The organism is Paenibacillus sp. NPDC057886, from assembly GCF_042796655.1.
Taxonomy (GTDB): Bacteria; Bacillota; Bacilli; order Paenibacillales; family Paenibacillaceae; genus Paenibacillus.
Genome location: NZ_JBHVMZ010000005.1, coordinates 355,057 through 370,852, shown reverse-complemented (window position 1 = coordinate 370,852; position 15,796 = coordinate 355,057). Strand labels below are relative to the sequence as shown.

The following is a 15,796-nucleotide window of genomic DNA, read 5'->3' as shown; positions in this document are numbered from 1 at the left end:
TACTTAAAATTCAGTTACAAGACCAATATCATTAAATAGAAGAGTACCTGCTAAATCTAATCCGTATGCTAGTTTTCAATGTTATTTCTGATTTCCACTCCCGAATACAAGTAAGGACCTCCACAACCATATCATGGCTGGGGAGGTCCTATTTGTACATGTTTTTTAATTGACAGCAACAAACTTCCATTGCTGATTGGTTCCGGTTGTAAATGTATTTTGCTGCAGTTTCGCACCGTCTGTCGTCGCAGAACCTGTTACCTCAATAGCTTTATTGCTATTAACGTTTATAATACTCCAATACCCGTTGCCCAGATCATTGATTTTGAAGTGCTGCGCTGTCGTGTTCAAATTGCTCATAAGCTGCACTGCTTCTCCGTTATTGCTGGTTCCATTCCGAATGTCGATAACTTTGTCGGGTGAATTCACACTCGTCAAACTGTAAATTCCACTAGCAACCTGGTTCAGAACCCACTTTTGAGGATTACCTCCCAGATCGGACCATTGCTGAAGCTGCAAATTGTTCTCATTTAATCCACCCGGCACATCAATCACCTTGCCCGAATGTCTGGCTACAATCTTGTAGGTCTTACCCGGGATCAGACCCGTTGATGGAGTACCACCGTTCGGGTAGGTCTGGGCACGCTCGTAAAACCAATCGAAGAGGAACCGTCCCATCGCGCTCCGTGAAGCATCGCCGTCCCATTTCAGGCCTGCCGTAGGATCGGCAAAGGAGCTGCGTTGTCCAGCATCCAAAATAAACCCGTTCATATGAGCCGCAATGCTGACATTGCCAGCTGCGTTGAAAATGGTCTTTGTATTGCTGCCAAAGCCTTCGTTGCTGCCGTTGAACAGATCCCAGTAAGCGGAATCGCCTGCTTTCTTTTTGAACCACGTTACTTCGGTAATATTGATTGGATATTTATCGGCCGCAGCCTTTACATTTGTATTCCATTGATCTTGCAGGATCGACATGTTGTCATAGGCTCCATACCCTGGATACCAGTGTACGGCATAACCGTAATTGTTCAGCGGGTCTGTCAAAGGATGACTTGCTGTCAGGCTGTAAAATTGGTTGTATCCCAGACCAGCAGCCCAGATCACATTATCCGCACCTTGGCTCCGGATCGTAGAGATAATGGAATTCTGGAAATTGCGCAGATCGTTCCAATGGTCCACGAAGTCGTTCTCGCCGTTGTAGCCGCCCCAGTGTCCATTGGCATACGATTTAATTGGCTCGTTGATCAGCTCGAAGTGTACGTTGTCTGCACTTTTGATTTCCGGGCGGGAAGCGAGATAACCCCAGATTTGGTTGAATTTTTGCAGATTGGCTGAGGTGGTCCCTTGGTCATCCTTCAGTGTGAAGTCAAGGCCGAGCGTGACATAAACGCCTTTCGTTTTTGCATATTGGATATAAGGGATAATGACATTCTGCGTTACAGTTTGTACACCCGCGAAATTATAAGTACCTGCTGCTACGTCACCCATGTCCTCACGGTCAATGAACAGACGAATCTGATTCATATTCCAGCCGTGGCTGCTTCCGTACTTTGGACTTGTACTTGTGAACGTATCCGTAATGTCTTTCAGATAAGCCAATGTAGCAGCATGGCGGTTGTTATTATGAAGATTCAGATAATAATTGCTGCTTTGGTAAGTCCAATACGCACCTGAGGGCTGATGCCACCCACTCATTACAACGGGCTGATTATTACTGTTAACCAAATTCTTCCCACTGACGTGAAGCTTGTCCATCGGCATACCAACCCATGCTTCCACGCGTCCCGGACCGAGTGGCGTAATGGACAATAGCAAAGCTAGGACGAGCATAAATTTCAATGACATCAACAATCTTTTCAATATAATCCCTCCTGTGTTTATAATGTTGAGACGTTAGTACAGACAGCATCACCTCCTCTACTAGATCGTTTTTGGGCTCGCCTTCGCGGCCCCACCCAAGCAAGAATCGTTATCCAACGATTCCAGTACGTTCAACACTCTCAACGAAATAACGCTGTACAAACAGGTAGATGATGATCAACGGCAAGATGGCCAGCAAAATTCCCGTATCCTGAATCATGCTCAGATAGAATGGATCGGCTTTGGATGCACCGTCGCTTACCTGCTGGGCCAGATTGTATGGAAGAGAAGACAATTGGGTTGACATGACTTTACTAGAAGTAAGGTACGTTGTTGTGTAGAAGCTGTCATTCCACTGCCACACAAAGGAAAAGAGTAACACAGTAACGATGGACGGAATTGCGTTAGGCAGCATAATGCGCGCAAATGTACGGCTAATCCCTGCACCATCGACATATGCCGCCTCCTCTACCTCTTTGGGAATGCCTCTGAAAAACTGGCGGAAAATGAAAATATACAAGCCAGCCTTTAGCGAATTCGCTGTAATGGCGGTCAGGATAAATGGCCAGTACGTATTTAGCAAATTCACAGGTTTGCCAGAAAGCAGTGTCACGAGTCCCATAAGATCGAAGCTCTTCAGATTCAGGTACACCGGGATCAGGATCGTGGTCGGTGGAACCAGAATTGTCAGGATGACTCCAGCGAATAATAGGTTACTGCCTTTGAATTTCAAGCGTGCAAACCCGTATCCAGCGAGTGCACAGGATAGAGTCGTCAAAATGGTCGTTGTTGCAGACAACGCAAAAGTGTTAAATAACGTTGCCCAGTAATCCATGACACGAATAGCTTCCCGGAAATTGTCGAGGGAGAAATTCTGTGGAATCCAGACCACAACGGCCGAATACAAATCATTCTTATGTTTGATGGACGTTGATATTTTTTGGAATATCGGAAATAAAATCACAAAGGATAGCCCGGCAATCAGCGTGAATCGCACAATGGACCACAGCCAGCTTTTCCACTGCTCAAGTGACAACAGCCTGGAAATCATCAATCCGAACACCCTCCTTTAATCTTGATAGAAGACACGTTTGGAGAAAATAAGTGATACGAGCACCAAAATCAAGGCAATGGCCACAAAATACACCCAGGCCATGGCTGAGCTTAGTCCAAAATCAAATTTGACAAAGCCTGTATCTCGAATAAGTGTTGTCATGGCATTGTTGGCAAAAGAATCAACGATGGTATAGATGCCATTGACAAAAATAAGCGGGCTGACCATCGGAAATGTAATTTTCCAGAAGGCCTCATACCCTGTAGCCCCTTCCATTTTGGAAGCCTCGTAGAGTTGTGGAGATATGGTCTGGATGCCAGCCAGGAAGATTAGAATCTGGACACCTGATTGACTGACGATCTGATAAATGCGGTCTACAGCTCCGCTCAAATACGTCACAACCCACTCACTCAGCCCGGCGTTCAACATCAGGTTTTCCAGCTCAAATGTGCCCAAGGCACTGCCACCAGTACTGTTCTGATTAACAGCCTCGATCAGGCTGGTGCTCTCCAGTGACATAATGACCCCCGATGCCAGAATGACCGGAAGGAAAAAGATAGACCGCGCTATAGCTCGCCCTGGGAATTTCTGATTGAGAATAACAGCGAGAAACAAACTAAAGATGACGATTAGCGGTACATTGACTAGCACATCCGTTATAGATTCAATAAGTGCCCGGTTGAAGCTGGTATTCACCGTTAGTGCTTGAATATAGTTAGCTAGACCTGTGAACTGGATGGATATACCCTGCGCGTTAGCCTGGATGGAACTTAAACTGTAACGCAGGGAAGCCAGCAATGGAACAAAGAAGAACAGTACAAACCCGATGAGCCAAGGAAGAACATAGATGACTCCCCAGGCGGCCTTCTGCTGGGCATATGTCCGCCGTCCCCACTTCCACTTCTGCAGCGCTTTCAATGTTGCTCACCACCTGTCACATAACTTTTGGCATTCACGGTTTCACCTGCCGCCTGTACCGCATATTCATTATAATTCACCAGCGCGAAGCCGCCGTTTTCGTAAGTCGTTTGAAAGACCCCTTCAGCCAGTTTCTCATGGGATACCATGTGAGATCCTGCGAATGAACGATTGGCCTGATTGACCTCTTCGTACATTACAGCTGCCAGGTCCATCCACTGCTCATAATGTGCAGCATACAGGTAGTCGTAATCCGTTTCCTTAACAACATGATTCGGCGCGTTAAACCAAGTGAAATAAGGACTTGCCCCGTACTCTACAAGCTTCAGCACGTATTGTCTCGCATCGGTATACGTGGACAGATTGTAAGCAGCACCTGTATAGCTGATGCCACCATGTACAACCAGTTGGAAGAATGGTATTTCCTCATCCTCCAATTTAAAGTAGCTACTGGACATCGGTGCATCCGTCAGACCTGTCACATATGGCAGCGCATAAGCATTCCCGCCTTCAGCGACAACCGATATTCCTTGCTGCGCGATTTGCTTCAAGGTTTCGGTGGTAGCAGTTTGCGCTTCTGTACGATCCAGCAGTTTCTTTGGATTCATGTCACTGTTCAGCTGCTCAGCGAAATCACGCAGTGACAATCCGCTTGGCTGATAGGGTTCAAGTGCTTCCAGCAAGTCTTGAGTCACATTAGCCAGCAAATGCGGAGACAGGATGTAGGACGGGAGTCGATCCCTGTCACGCCGAAGTCTTGCCGGGTCCATGGGATACAGAAGTGCCGGTTCCTGTGTCAGAGTACGTGAGGCTTCTTTGGAAGGACTGAATCCTTTCTTGGAATGTACATTAAGTACAGCAACATCGGGATAAAAGCCAATCCCCTCCTCACGGGTATAGTCGCTGAAAGCTTGCATGCCTTTTCGTCCTCCAACCGCTCCATCCACCTTGATCGAATCCGGCATCTGGTGTTGAAGCCCTCCGTTGAACCATCCTGCATACCGAACTTGAATGTTGGATACTTGTTTTTCCTTGAGGGTCGACAAGATTTGCCGGGCTTCATCAAAGGTGGTCAACGCTTCGGTAGAGTCGTAAGGTATGCCCAACATATGTTTCTTGGTCGTCATTCCACCTATAAGCTTCAAGTAAAACGGAATATCCTTCTCTCCCTCAGCCGTTTGTTTCGCAGGAAGGCCATTCGTCTGGATTAAATAGTCACGATATAAGGAAGCCAGACCGGAATAGGAGGCTTTCTCTGCTCCAGCAAAGGCATAACGAACGACAAAATCGGATGCAGTCGGCTTCTTCTGGAACTTAGGAAGTGTCCGTACCATGTCGCTGGCCTGGAGTGTTACATCACTTTTGTTAACAACATAAAAGCTCGGAAATACATTGTTGTAATTATTCAGCTTTCCGCTGATATCTGCATTCACAACGGCCGCTGCCGCTCCTTCCTCAATGATGCCCAGAAATGCACCGCCCTCACGAATAAGACCGAATACCGGCAGCCGTGCTCTTTCCTCGGAGGAGTCCACTTCGCGAAGCTTCATCGTCAGATCCGGTCCGTATACGTCCTGCTGATAAGCTGGATATTGGACCTTTCCATTATTGAAATGAATGAGCGCTCCTGAGCCGTCAGGTACAAACAGGGAACCTTCTTGATCCACAGCCCCTGCCCCGAAATACTCCAGCACAGAAATGCTGTTAATCGGATATTGCTCCGGGAAATGGATGCCAGCTGCGGGGACACGTACAACCAAAGATTCCCCGTCCAGCTCGTATTCGATGGAAACCATAAACATTCGAGGACCGCTTTTCTCCTGTTCAACGCCGTGCTCTGCATTGTCCAGTTCAAGGTCTTCGGATGTGTATCCGGCTGTCTCAAAAGCCTTCAGGGCACGAGTTAGCTGAAGTCCCTGCAACGCCTTGTCGTTCCGTACATAAACATCCTCATTTTTATCCTGCGCATATCCAATTTTCAGAGCCCGCTGCCCAGCCTTGTCAAGCGAAGCAAGGAGCTTCTGCTCAAAGCGCTCTTTGCTGATTTTGACAGGCAGGTCATCTATTGAGCTCTCATCACTTCCAAACTGGTAATTTACACGAACGCCGTTTGGCAATAATTCGTAGCTTACCTGCTCGTGGGCTACACTATCCGTATAGGAATTAACCGAGTTGCTCTGTCCCAAACTGTTATAAAAGGTGAGTTTGGCTTGCGCCGACAACAGGTCCTTATTAATTCCTGTCGCGAGCGTATCCAGGTTCCGCTGCTCGGGATTACTGCGCCAGACTTGCCCACTTTGCTTGTGAACCACCGCAATCTCGGCTGTATCCTCCTGGATGAGCAGCTGTAGCGCATCATTCTGCGCAAGCCCGAGCATATCTGGGAGACGGGTATCGCTGAAGGACGATGCAAGCTTCTCTCCAGGTGACAGCACAGGCACTTCCGCTTGCTCGTCTCCATTCGCTGACATTGTGGTTACAGGCACAGAGTCGGACTGACATCCGCCAAGAATCAGGCCGAATACGAGCAAGACCACGATCATTTTTTTGGCCACATCATATTTCATCTCCATTCTCCTTCCTTAGCCCCGGAGTACAAGTTCCTGATAGATGGTGGCTGCAAAGGACACAATCTGCTGCACCAGACTGAAGAACAGCAGGCAGAGAAAGGCCATGAATGCCATGGCAACCAGGGTCAAAAGCATGGTCAGCACCGTTTTGGCGGGTGTATATTGATGTACCGTCATATTGCCGACAAATAACAGGTATACAGTCCAGGCTGTGGCAGCCATGTTAAAGAAATAATAAAAGGCAGTTTCCTGACCAGAAATGATCAGACTGAGCCAAATCCATGGGAACTGTATCAGAATCAGCGGAACCAATGCGAAACAGGTGGACATGAAGATTTCTGAAAATTTTCCTTCACCGTCCATGAGTGTGGTTAACGACCAATTCGCTGTACACCAGAACAGCACCGGAACAATGACATAGACCATTTCCATCAGACTGTTCAGTCGTTTCGGGTTGTTGAAATTGACCAAAAAACCGCTATATTGAGCCTGAAGAATCGTTGTCACCATCAGCACCGCAAGAATGATCCATGCGATCATCAGTGTCGTTCTCTGATTTCGTTCATATTTCAGCTCCCAATACCCGTCAAATGGATGGAAAATGAGATGAAACGGATATTGGAACAGCTGTCTACTTGATGCCTGCATGTGTGCTCCCCCTTCTCTGTCTGCGAACCATGAATGCGATCACCAGCATGACAATGACCAGTAACAGTCCGGACATGATCCATGAGAAATGCTCGCGGAGCAGTTCTTTTCGATACAGGAGAAATGCTTTGGAATACCCTTCTCGTTCCATGCTTCGCTTGAAGTATTGGGTAGATTCCGCATAATCCTTTTGCCGCAACAGCGATTTTCCGATGCCTGCGTAAGCGTATTCAAGATTGGCATTCATATCTGCCGCTTTGGCAAACTGCGTTGCAGAACCTTTCTCATCTCCATTAAAATAACTTCGTACAGCTTCATGAAGCGTGCGCCCGTACTCAGTGGTTTGAAAAACGGTGATTTCTCCTAGCGCTTTGTCCAGCACCAGCATACGATCCCCCACACGCTCCAGAGAAACAGGAGTGTTAAATTGTCCCATCCGGTTCCCGATACCCCCGAACATATGGAGCAGATATCCGTCCCCGTTATAGGTAAAAATCCGACCCATATTGGCATCAAGCACGGAATACATATCGCTGTCTGCAACGTCGACATCAACCAGACGTGAAGGCCCTTTCTCATTGCTGTACAACAAATCACCCTGGGGTGGATAATATCCTTCTCTTCTGAGAATGTCCAAACCCTGTGCATTCAGTTTTTTGATCGGTAATCCTGTTTTGTCTCCACTAGTAGCATAAATGAAGCCCTCTTCATCTATGTCCATATTGGTGAACTCAGTGGGTGTGAACATGACCATTTGACTGCGCTGCTGACGGGTTGAGAACTGCTTCCACAAATACTCCACCGGGTCAACCTGGACTCTATTGGCTCCTATAAATGAAGCAAAGGTCCCGTCAGAATTAAACTCCATAAAGCCATCGAAGACGCCTTCGGACATGACATAGATCCGCTCGCTTTTGTCCATAACAACACGCAGAGGTTTGAACTGAAAATCCGGCTTGAGCAGCTCGGACTGTGGCTGTTCCACAATTTTGATCAATTGACCTTGCTCATCAAGATGAACAACCCGTTGGTTACCCGTATCTGCTACAAGCAGCTGCCCGTTGTCCGTTACATACAATCCCTGCGGGAGTTTGAACTGCTCATTCTTTCCATTATGATCAAATGAATCGATAATCCTTGTCAGCTTCATCTCTTGATTCAGCTCGACAATTCGGCTGTTGCCTGAATCCAGCACATAGACCCGCTCATCAGCGGTGACGTGCATATCGTTTGGTTCTTTAAACGTACCAATGTCCAGTTCCTTGCCTGTAACAATTCCCGTCGCTTCATATGCAGCAGGAGAACGAACCGCATCTCCCCAGTAGGAATAATTGTATGCATTCGTCTGACCGTCAGCGAAAGCCGTTGACGCTGCATTTCCCAAGCACAGGAGGCAGGCAAGGCCCAGGGTGAGCCATCCGCTTTTTTTCCACACGTTGTTCAATATGTTGCTGCCCCCCTTCTACTCTTTCATACCGGAAGTTGCCATCGTCTGCATGACACTGCTCTGGGAGATGATAAACAGGGTAATGGGTACAATCATGAGCAGTAGTGCTACCGCAGCACCGACACCTGCCCGGGCAATCCCTCCCTGGATAATCTGGCTGAGCGCGTAATGTAGCGTTTTCAGGTTTTCCCTATAAATGAAACTTCCGCCGTCTGTTCCCCACAGTGCCGGAAATTGCAAAATCATAAGCGTGAGCCAGGCTGGCTTCACGTTGGGCATTACGATGCTCCAGAATATACGGTATTCGTTGGCCCCGTCGATTTTGGCGGCCTCTAGCAGCGCATCGGGAATCTGCTCCATGAACTGCTTCATCAGAAACAGACCCAGGGAAAATGCAAGAGAAGGCACAATGATGGACGCATGTGTGTTAATCCATCCAAGCCAGGACATCACCATGTAGTTCGGAATTGCCGTGACGTGTGGTGAGAACATCAGGGACAGGATGACGATGGTAAACAGCACATTCGATCCGGGAAATCTGTATTTGGCCAGCGGGTAAGCAGCTGCGGAAGCGAGAAGGATATGACCTGCCGTTCCAAGCAGCGTAATCAATAGTGTATTGGCAATGTATCTGGATAAAGGAACCCATGAGTTGCCCATCAGATTAATGAGATCCGCAAAATTCTCCATCGTAGGGTTATTCACCCAGAACCGTGGTGGAAAGATAAACAACTCATCCAGAGGTTTAAAGGCATTATTGACCGTATAAATCAGTGGCAATACCATAAATGAGCCGAACAGACCCAGCAGCGCAAACAGCATCAGACTGACGGTAAATGACCGATTGAGTCTTCTCGGCATGCCGAAAACGGCACGTACCTTGCTGGTCATTGTCATTCACCTATCTTTCTTAGCATTTTTTGTGTCAGAATGTTCGTTCCTAGCATCAGGGCGAACAATACGGTTGCGATCGAAGACGCATAGCCCATCTCGAACCGAATGGTTCCAAAATCCATCAAATGGGTTACGACGGTATGTGCTGCATAGTTAACGCTCGGGAAACCAGCCAGTGCGATGGAAATTTCGGCCACCGCGAATGAGGCAGTAATCTGCATGACCGCACCAAACATTAGCTGTGGTCTCATGGAAGGAAGCGTAATATACCAAAGCTCCTGCCATCGGTTTTTGATACCGTCCACCGTTCCCGCTTCGACCAAAGAACGATCAATGGTCTGCAGACCTGCAATGAAGGCAAGAAAGCTCGTGCCGAGACTGAGCCACAACTGTACGATGATGACAATCGCCAGCACATACTTCTCATTCGAAAGCCATTGAATCGGTTCGAGAATAACGCCAAGGCGCATCAGAAAACCGTTCATGTATCCATAGCTGTCTCCCGAAAACACGATTAACCAGATGAAAAACACGTTTCCTGAAATGGAAGGTGCGTAAAATACAAGTGTCATAATTGCACGGATTTTAGGTGACAGCTCATTGATAATCCATGCAAACAAAAAACAGGCGATATAGCTGACAGGACCCGTAATAACGGCAAACAGCAGCGTATTTTTAAGCGCAATCAAAAAAACATCATCGTTCAGAAACAGCCGAGAATAATTTTGCCAGCCAACAAATCGGGGCAGCTCCAGCATGTTGAAGTGAAAAAAACTGAGGCCCAGTGAGATGCCAACCGGAATGACAGTAAACATGAAAAAGATCAGCATGAACGGTGTCATCAGCACATAATAGTGCCTGCTTCGGTATATATCCCTTTTAAATAGGGACCACCTGCTGCTCTGCCTTATGTTGATGGCAGGAGCAGTGGATGACTTGGTGGTTTCTGCGTGCAACCGTTACCCTCCCTTCTCTCTACTTCAGATTGAATTCCTTACGCTTGAGCTCGATCTCATCATCAATGTACAGGACATAATCAGCCAGAGCTTCACGCGGATTCTCATTCGCATTGACCACCTTACGGAATGCGTTGTCAAGATGACGACCCGTAAAGTACCCGCCTGGAACCTGAGGAATGCCCTCTACCCACTCCCACTGCTGCTCAAGGTTTTGATAGTCCTTAACTGGCCATGGCAGCTGCTCGAGCGCTTCAATATTGGCAGTCGGGTAACGTGCCGCTGCTCCCATTAGCCCTTCCATTTCCCTGCCATATTCGATCTGAGTTTGTTTGTCGGTCCACCATTTCATGAACTCCCAAGCCGCTTCCTTGTTCTTGGCATTTTCCAGCATCATAACCGCACTCGTGGCACTTGCCACCTCATGTCTTATGGCCCCGTCCTCCAGCTGCGTGCCAGGAACAATCGTGAAATCCCATAAGTTGCGAATTTCCGGTGCCATGACCGTCAGCATGTTGTAGGTGGTGTAATCCGCAATACCAATGGGCATCTCCCCAGTACGGAAACGGTTTGGAAAGTCCGCTTTGAGAGGGAATTTGTAATTGGTATAAAATTGCGTCCATCGCTTGAATGCGTCCATGGAGATTTCCGAATTCAACGCGCTTTGCTTTTGATCTTTCGAATAAAATTCGCCATCGTTTTGATAAAGCAGCATAGCAAAGGTTGCGTTTGGTATCATATTGGCATTGTTTGTTGTATCCTCTATGGGGAGATAGAACTCCATATTATGTTTTTGCAGCACCGAAATGGCATTATACACATCCTGCCACGTTTTGGGCGGTTCCAGGCCAAGCTCATTCAGAATGTCCTTACGATAAAACAACATCGGAAAATGCTGCTGCTCTGGAAGCGCATACACTCCATTGTTAAACTGATAAGGCGTCAGTCCGCTTGTGCGAAATCTGCTCGCAACCTGTTCAAAATCCGGTAATTGGCTCAAATCCGCCGCTGCATTCCGCATGGCATAATTAACAGGAATATCTTCACCCATCTGCATGGCTACGTCCGGTCCTTCACCGGCAAGCGTCGCGGGCAGCAAAATATTGGGCGGAACGAGACGTAATTGAACGGAAATATCGGTTTCCGGTGTAAAGGAATCGTCGATCAAACCTTTTAGAACCTGTGCCTGATCGCGTCCTGTTGTAATCCATACTGTAATAGAGTCCTTATTCTGTTCAACGTTTCCGATACTGTCGTAATCCTCCGTATAAGAAGCAACATAAGCTCCCAGTTCGTGCTTGATCTGCTGCAGCATGGTAGCCTCTGCCTTCGGCATTTCCTGATTCGGTGAGGATACCAGGACATAATCCATTGAAATCGGTTGCTCACGCACGGAGAGAATCCAGGTACCTAGTCCGCCTACGTTGATCTTGAAGGTATCAAGACGTTTGGGCACGGTTTCCGGTCTTGCCGCCATGTCTTCTAACTGGACCACCATGGCATGGAGAACCGCTACCTTGTCGCTTTGTTCACCTGTCGCCTTTTCCAAGTAGTCGGCAACCGAACGCAAAATGCCAGCTTGCCGCTTAAAAACCTCATTCATCTCAGGAATCCGAGTCTCCAGCTGATAGTCCCGCATAGGGTCTGGTTTATTGGAGGTAATCATCAGAATTTTGCGATACATCTCGTTCAACTCCAGCACGCTTGATTCCACTGTACGCAGTAGTGGAGCAATATCCCCCAGCGTAACCGTCATCCGTAAACGGTGAGTTCCTTTCTCCAAATGAAACAGATAAGGCTCACTCTCACTTGTGCCCAGCACCCGTGTCTGCCAATCAGGGCTGTAGTTGAATCGAATGCGCTTCATTTCCTCAAAAGGAGTTTGGCCGTCGATCATCAGACTTCGTGTGGCATATACACCGCGAAGCTGATCCTGCTTCACTTTGAGTGCAATTTGGTACAGGCCGTCCTCGGGTACATCCACATCCCATTCGATCCATTCACCAGGAAGCTTCCAGTTGATGCCTCCAATAGCATTAATACGGATTTTGGATACATCATACGGTTCAAGAGACGGGCTTGAACGATCCGAGATGGGGGCAAGGGTTGGCGAGGATTTACTCACTGCCTGCTCTCCCTGTACCTTGATCATGACGGGATCAGCTGGCTTCAAACCTGCTGCTTCATAAGTAGCCTGAAGCTCTGCGTAGGCTGGAATGCTCTCTTCCTGGTACAGCTCGATATAATCGATCGCCATACTTTCGCGCAACGAGATTAGCGACAGTTTCTGTGTTCCCTTTTCAAAATAAAATTGGTACGGCTCTTCGAAGTAACCAGCACTATCCTTGAAAGAGGCAAACTGCCAGACTGGTTTCTCAACCTGTCGTGGCCTGAGGTCATTGCCGCGATCGTCCCTTCGAACACCTTCATCGCGATTCCCCCACACCCTGTCAAATAACAGCCCATCGGCTCCTTTGAACGGAACTTCTCCATTCAGCTCCAGCTTGCGTTCAATCCCTGAGCTTTTGCCTGCGGTAGGATAATAATGTATACGCAATTGATATAACCCACTGGCTGTCACAGGCACTTCCCAACTGATGGAGCCAGTTTCCGGAGTGATAACGGCTTTCCCGTCCAAACCTGCATACCCATTAGCGACCTCGAACTCCCCGTCCACAGCCTCAGTGAATGATTCTCCCTCAATGCGTATCGTCCGCTTCGGCTTGTCTGCGTTTGCATGAACGGAGAGGTAATGCTCATAGCTGCGAGAGTCTTCTGTACCGGATACTGCTTCGAAATCCTCGCGTGCCTGAACGATGCCCGGACCCTGATCCCTTGTAAGGAAAGTGCCCCATAATGAGAGGATCATCACCATGGCTAGCAGCAGGATCAGTCCCTTTTTCTTTCGTGACCGCATGTTCGAATACGTCCCCCTTCCTTCTGCCGTAGAGTATGATTGTTATGGATTGAATTTCCTCTCGGGACAGAGATCTGTAACATCTTTTTGTCCCGAGAGAGCAACTAAGTGTGCTTATTTGTAGACCTCATCAATCGAAGCTTGGAAAGGTGCCTTGTATTTTTCAATAACCGTTGATACGGATACACCTTCAAGCAGCTCACCGTTAAAATCCCAGAACGGCAAGGATGGGAACGTATTATGGTCAAGCACGAGCATACCCTCGGCAACGGTTTTGGCATTTTCAATGTCGGCTTCGTCGGTAAGATGCGTCTCCAGTGTGGACTGACTTGGATAATCGTAGATGGAGTCAATCTCGTTTATTTTTTCCCAGATATACATCAGCTGCTCCGGATGCTCTACTGCCTTAGGAATGGTCAGCGCCTGATAACGCGATTCCCCGGAGTGGTACGCTGTCGCACTTGGTCCTTTTGGAAAAGGAACAAAACCGATATCGTAGTCCTTCATATCTGTTCGAATACCTTCAATTTCATACATGGCTCCCGAATACATGAGTGTATTCCCCTGACGAAAGAACGTCGCCGGTTCTGTCCAATCTCCACCCTCCGTAGGTCTTCCTACCTTTTCTGTCGCCAGTTTGGAAACAAAGCTAAGCGCTTCTTTTGTTTTTGGGTCCTCCAGATTTTGTTTGTCATCCTTCGTAAGAGAGGCTTCATTCGAATACAGGACAGGCTCAAGCAAACCCGTTTGGGCTAATCCCCAGGTATCTAACTTTCCGTCGTTGTTTCGGTCCTTGTTGGCTTTTTTGGCTACGTCAATGAATGTATCCCAGTTCCATTGATCTTCGTCCACGTATTCCTGTAACGGCTTCATGCCCAGCTCCTGCATGAGTGTCCGGTTGTAAAAGATCCCACTGATAAATGAAGATTGATCTTCGGTGAATCCATAACCTTTACCTTCATATTGCATGTATTTGTTCGTCGTTTTCTGGTTGAATACCTTATCATTCTTGGTGTATTCATCGATGGGCCATAACAGGTCCTGCTTGGTCAGTGCAGGGATGGCATAGTTTTTGCCCAGCCGCACAATGTCGCCCAGCGGTTCACCTGCCATTAGGGAAGCGACGACCTTCTCCTGATACTCACCAAAATCAATCGAAATGTATTCGATGTCAAAGTTATGCTTCTTCTTCAGCGCCTCCAGGTTCTCGATTCGCTGAATGTTGTCCGGGTTGCTATCTGTCATCTTCATATCCCACCAAGCAACCACCTTGATGGTTCTTCCCCCCATGTCAAAATCCATTTCGGGTGTAGAGTTCTCATTCTTTGGTTCTGTTTCGTTCGTGGCCTGCTCTTCCTGCGGCGCCTTCGTTTCTGGCTCTGTCGTTGCGCTGGAGCCGGAGCTGCATGCGCTCATCAACAGCATTACTGCAAGAATCAGACTCATCAGCATGAACATGTTTTTTCTCATTGTTGTCCCCCCTGAATGTGGATTACCATTTCCCATCAAAGTGTATCTTCTAAATGAAAGCGTAAACAACCTGTGAAAATACAGGTGTTTACCCTGCAAACTATAGGTTTTGGCAATTTGAAAAGAGATTGAAGCATTTTGTTATTTAATTGGTAAAAAAATGCTCCCTCTACAAATAAATGCACATTGTATGCGCTTTCTTTTATTACCATAATGAAATGAAGACATCTGTCATCAGGAGGTATGAAGATACTTAGATTCGGTATATATCAATTGAAAGCGAGGGATTGCTTCATGTATAATATCCTGCTTGTGGATTTCAGTCGCTGTATGTTCGGAGAAATTCAACAGCTACTGCGCCGCAGCAACTCCGAATATGTCATTGGAGATCGAGTGGATTGTGCCCGGAATGCGATATCAGCATTGTTCGAGCAGCCATTTTCTGTCGTGCTTGTGAGCACTGGAGGGTGTGCTGCCGCAGGTCTATGGGTATGTCACCATATACGAAAAATAAGCCAGATTCCGATTCTGATCATGGGAGGTCATGATCATTTTCAGCTTGTTCGCAAAGCACTAACCTATCAAGTAAGCGATTATTTGCCCGGCAAGCTTAACGCCTCTGCCCTCCTGGACAGTCTGAACAGACTCAAGTCCAGGCTTGAGCCAGAGCAACCCATGCGGAATCCGTTCTCCGAAAGGTCAATCCTTCAACTTGATGGTAGACATATCCCCTCCGCAGAGGTAATCAAGATGATCAAAGCTTATGTTCTCGATCATCTGAGTGGTGATATCACATTGAAAAAAATCTCCGATATGGTTCATTTTAACGGCGCATACCTTGGGCAAAAATTCAAATTGGAAGAGAGTATGTCCTTCAATGATTACCTGCTTCAGCAACGAATGGAAAAAGCCAAACTGCTGCTGACTTCCACCGATTTGCGGATCTATGAAATTGCAGCAGAGGTAGGATATACCGATACAGACTGGTTTTATAAAAAATTCAGGGCGTACGCAGGCGAAAGTCCCAATGCCTATCGAAAACAAAGAGCGTTCACCGCTTAG

The 15,796-nt window shown here is 47.4% G+C and carries 11 protein-coding genes; 1 reads left to right on the top strand and 10 read right to left on the bottom strand.

Features of this window, described 5'->3' with window-relative positions:
• Window positions 1-165: 165 nt before the first annotated feature.
• From ACFVQB_RS18900 to ACFVQB_RS18855, 10 genes are all read right to left on the bottom strand, one after another.
• On the bottom strand, window positions 166-1,860 hold the full coding sequence (locus ACFVQB_RS18900; protein WP_379442086.1) for an RICIN domain-containing protein: 1,695 nt from the start codon (window positions 1,858-1,860) through the stop codon (window positions 166-168).
• A 109-nt stretch (window positions 1,861-1,969) separates the two neighbouring features.
• The gene (locus ACFVQB_RS18895; RefSeq protein ID WP_379442083.1) at window positions 1,970-2,914 is read right to left on the bottom strand and encodes a carbohydrate ABC transporter permease; all 945 of its coding nucleotides are present in this window, start codon (window positions 2,912-2,914) and stop codon (window positions 1,970-1,972) included.
• A 15-nt stretch (window positions 2,915-2,929) separates the two neighbouring features.
• Window positions 2,930-3,832: a carbohydrate ABC transporter permease gene (locus ACFVQB_RS18890; RefSeq protein WP_379442079.1), complete on the bottom strand. Its 903-nt coding sequence runs from the start codon at window positions 3,830-3,832 to the stop codon at window positions 2,930-2,932.
• A complete protein-coding gene (locus ACFVQB_RS18885) occupies window positions 3,829-6,399 on the bottom strand; it encodes a DUF5696 domain-containing protein (protein ID WP_379442075.1) in 2,571 nt (856 codons plus the stop codon). The genes ACFVQB_RS18890 and ACFVQB_RS18885 overlap by 4 nt, the downstream gene beginning before the upstream one ends.
• 15 nt (window positions 6,400-6,414) lie before the next feature.
• Window positions 6,415-7,050: a Yip1 family protein gene (locus tag ACFVQB_RS18880; protein WP_379442071.1), complete on the bottom strand. Its 636-nt coding sequence runs from the start codon at window positions 7,048-7,050 to the stop codon at window positions 6,415-6,417.
• Entirely contained in the window at window positions 7,034-8,497 is a 1,464-nt protein-coding gene (locus tag ACFVQB_RS18875; RefSeq protein ID WP_379442883.1) for a hypothetical protein, read from the bottom strand. Before ACFVQB_RS18875 ends, ACFVQB_RS18880 begins: the two co-directional genes overlap by 17 nt.
• Before the next feature lie 15 nt (window positions 8,498-8,512).
• Window positions 8,513-9,388 (bottom strand): carbohydrate ABC transporter permease, encoded by an 876-nt coding sequence (locus tag ACFVQB_RS18870; protein ID WP_379442067.1) that lies wholly within the window; start codon window positions 9,386-9,388, stop codon window positions 8,513-8,515.
• A gap of 2 nt (window positions 9,389-9,390) precedes the next feature.
• Window positions 9,391-10,308: a carbohydrate ABC transporter permease gene (locus ACFVQB_RS18865; protein WP_379442879.1), complete on the bottom strand. Its 918-nt coding sequence runs from the start codon at window positions 10,306-10,308 to the stop codon at window positions 9,391-9,393.
• Window positions 10,309-10,366: 58 nt separating this feature from the next.
• The gene (locus ACFVQB_RS18860; protein ID WP_379442064.1) at window positions 10,367-13,264 is read right to left on the bottom strand and encodes an extracellular solute-binding protein; all 2,898 of its coding nucleotides are present in this window, start codon (window positions 13,262-13,264) and stop codon (window positions 10,367-10,369) included.
• Between the two features lie 114 nt (window positions 13,265-13,378).
• Entirely contained in the window at window positions 13,379-14,734 is a 1,356-nt protein-coding gene (locus tag ACFVQB_RS18855; RefSeq protein ID WP_379442060.1) for an extracellular solute-binding protein, read from the bottom strand.
• 243 nt (window positions 14,735-14,977) lie between these two features.
• Between ACFVQB_RS18855 and ACFVQB_RS18850 the strand changes: the two genes are divergently transcribed.
• Window positions 14,978-15,796 (top strand): response regulator transcription factor, encoded by an 819-nt coding sequence (locus ACFVQB_RS18850; protein ID WP_379442056.1) that lies wholly within the window; start codon window positions 14,978-14,980, stop codon window positions 15,794-15,796.

What these genes read in the sequence shown, in the direction of transcription:
- ACFVQB_RS18870 (WP_379442067.1), bottom strand. Translation starts at nt 9,388, where the DNA reads ATGACCAGCAAGGTACGTGCCGTTTTCGGCATGCCGAGAAGACTCAAT.
- ACFVQB_RS18850 (WP_379442056.1), top strand. Translation starts at nt 14,978, where the DNA reads ATGAAGATACTTAGATTCGGTATATATCAATTGAAAGCGAGGGATTGC.
- ACFVQB_RS18855 (WP_379442060.1), bottom strand. Translation starts at nt 14,734, where the DNA reads ATGAGAAAAAACATGTTCATGCTGATGAGTCTGATTCTTGCAGTAATG.
- ACFVQB_RS18880 (WP_379442071.1), bottom strand. Translation starts at nt 7,050, where the DNA reads ATGCAGGCATCAAGTAGACAGCTGTTCCAATATCCGTTTCATCTCATT.
- ACFVQB_RS18860 (WP_379442064.1), bottom strand. Translation starts at nt 13,264, where the DNA reads ATGCGGTCACGAAAGAAAAAGGGACTGATCCTGCTGCTAGCCATGGTG.
- ACFVQB_RS18885 (WP_379442075.1), bottom strand. Translation starts at nt 6,399, where the DNA reads ATGAAATATGATGTGGCCAAAAAAATGATCGTGGTCTTGCTCGTATTC.